The organism is Bacillus sp. MBGLi79 (genome assembly GCF_002953915.1).
Map to the genome: position 1 here is coordinate 2,231,280 of NZ_CP026521.1, position 2,134 is coordinate 2,233,413.

Annotated in this window: 3 protein-coding genes; 2 read left to right on the top strand and 1 reads right to left on the bottom strand. The window is 46.1% G+C overall.

Annotated features, from left to right (window positions below; all coding sequences use genetic code 11):
* Positions 1 to 240 precede the first annotated feature (240 nt).
* Complete coding sequence (locus C1T29_RS11085) at positions 241 to 462, bottom strand: hypothetical protein (protein WP_020451497.1); 222 nt, start codon at positions 460 to 462, stop codon at positions 241 to 243.
* A 124-nt stretch (positions 463 to 586) separates the two neighbouring features.
* Here C1T29_RS11085 and C1T29_RS11090 point away from each other — a divergent pair, with 124 nt between their 5' ends.
* Positions 587 to 985, top strand: coding sequence for a YmaF family protein (locus C1T29_RS11090; protein ID WP_026579702.1), 399 nt, complete (start codon positions 587 to 589; stop codon positions 983 to 985).
* 101 nt (positions 986 to 1,086) lie between these two features.
* Complete coding sequence (gene miaA / locus C1T29_RS11095; protein WP_075213258.1) at positions 1,087 to 2,031, top strand: tRNA (adenosine(37)-N6)-dimethylallyltransferase MiaA; 945 nt, start codon at positions 1,087 to 1,089, stop codon at positions 2,029 to 2,031.
* Positions 2,032 to 2,134: the final 103 nt, after the last annotated feature.

Here is a 2,134-nt window from a genome sequence, read left to right on the forward strand (position 1 = left end):
AGGGCGCTTGTACAAAGTTAGTTTTCATTCGAATATCAAAAAACGCAGCCCATAAATGATCTTAAAGTGTTAAAGGTGTATTTCGCAATCGTCATGAGGCCGCTTCAAAGATTTCTTCTTTTTTAGACATAAAAAAAACCCGTATTACTAACCGGTTGGTAAAATCCATCTTAATTGATGCAAAAGTTCTAAGTCAAGAAAAAAGTTATGTAAAAAGGCCCCTGGAAGAGCCTTTATCTGTCAGAAAAAAGGATAGTAAGGATACGGCGGATACGGATATCCCCAAGGGCCGAGAAGCGCTCCGGCAGTAAGTCCGCCCAAAAAACCTCCGAAGAAGGGGCCCGGACCGAAAAACGGACGCGGGCCGAAAAACGGGCGCCCAAAAGGTCCGCCAAAGAAAGGTCTGCCGATGATGCGCTGGTTGTCGTCGCCATATACAGGAGCGTGCTCGAAATGATTCATAAAAAAATCCCTCCAATAATAAAATGAAACCTGACTAACATCACTGTATTCTGCCCAGCCGTTTTTGCTTGGGCGCCCGTCGTATTTTTTAGTGAAGCCGCCCTTAAAAAGGAGTGAATGAAACATGCTGTATCAGTCGGATTGGTCAAAAGCGCCTCCCCATGCCCACGCTTACAGGGCGAGAACATCGACTGCCAATGGCCATTACCACCTAATTGAAGGCTTTTCCCAGCCGGCAAACGGGAGCAATACAGATGGGCACGTTCATTTTTATTCCGGCATCACTTCTTTCGATAAGGGACATTATCACAGGTATTACGCGATTACGGGGCCCGCGATTCCGCGGGCGGACGGCACGCACTATCATGAAATCGGGGGCACGACTTATCTGGCATATTCTGCGGCTCCCCCGATCAGATTTGGCGGAGTCGTGTATGTAAGCGATGGAAGAAAGGAGAGGCACCGGCATACTTTTAAAGGTTCCACTAGAGAAATTGTGGGGAATGAGCCGATAGGGTGGTGAGGGAATGTTTGGAAAGCAATGAAAACGGGTAAAATGAAATGGATGTTTTTGAACGTGAAATGGTATAATGGGAGGAGCTTGTTTAAAGAGAGTGATCAGCAGTGAATAAAACGAAACCGCCGGTCATCGTTTTGATCGGACCGACCGCTGTCGGTAAAACAAAATTAAGCGTGATGCTGGCCGAGCATTTGAATGCGGAAATTATCAGCGGAGATTCGATGCAGATTTACAAAAGAATGGATATCGGCACAGCAAAAATTAAAGAAGAAGAAATGAACGGGGTTCCGCATCACTTGATCGATATTAAAGAACCGACGGAATCTTTCTCGGTTGCTGAATATCAGGAGATCGTCAGACAAAAAATCGCAGAGATTGGCAGGCGAGGGAAGCTTCCGATGATTGTGGGGGGGACAGGGCTCTATATCCAGTCTGTCCTTTATGACTATTCATTCACAGAGGAAGCGGGCGATCCTGAGTTCCGAGCGGAGATGGAGGCGCTCTCTGACAAGAGAGGAGCCGAATATGTTCACTGTCTTTTGAAAGAGCGCGATCCCGAAGCGGCAAAAGCCATACATCCAAACAATAAACGAAGGGTCATCAGGGCGCTTGAAATTTTCCATACGACAGGAAAAACGATGTCTGAACATATAGAAGGACAGCGAAAAGAGCTGTTATACACCACGGCTCTCATCGGTTTGACGATGGAACGGGAAGTGCTGTATGACAGGATCAACAGCCGCGTAGACCAGATGATGGATGAGGGGCTGCTGAATGAAGTGAAACAGCTTTATGATGAAAACATAAGAAATTGCCAGTCTGTTCAGGCCATCGGGTACAAAGAGCTTTATGCGCACCTTGAAGGCAGAGTGTCCTTGGAAGAGGCGGTTGAGACGTTGAAGCGGAATTCGAGACGCTACGCCAAAAGACAGCTGACATGGTTCAGAAATCAAATGGATGTCGCCTGGTATGACATGACGCCCCCTGTCAATATCGAGCAGAAAAAACAGGAAATTTTCACTTACATAGCAGGAAAGCTCGAACTTTAATCGAAACAGTATGGTATAGAGAAACAAGGAGGACCAGAAACATGAAATCGATAAATATTCAAGATCAGTTTTTGAATCAGATTCGGAAAGAAAGTACATTTGT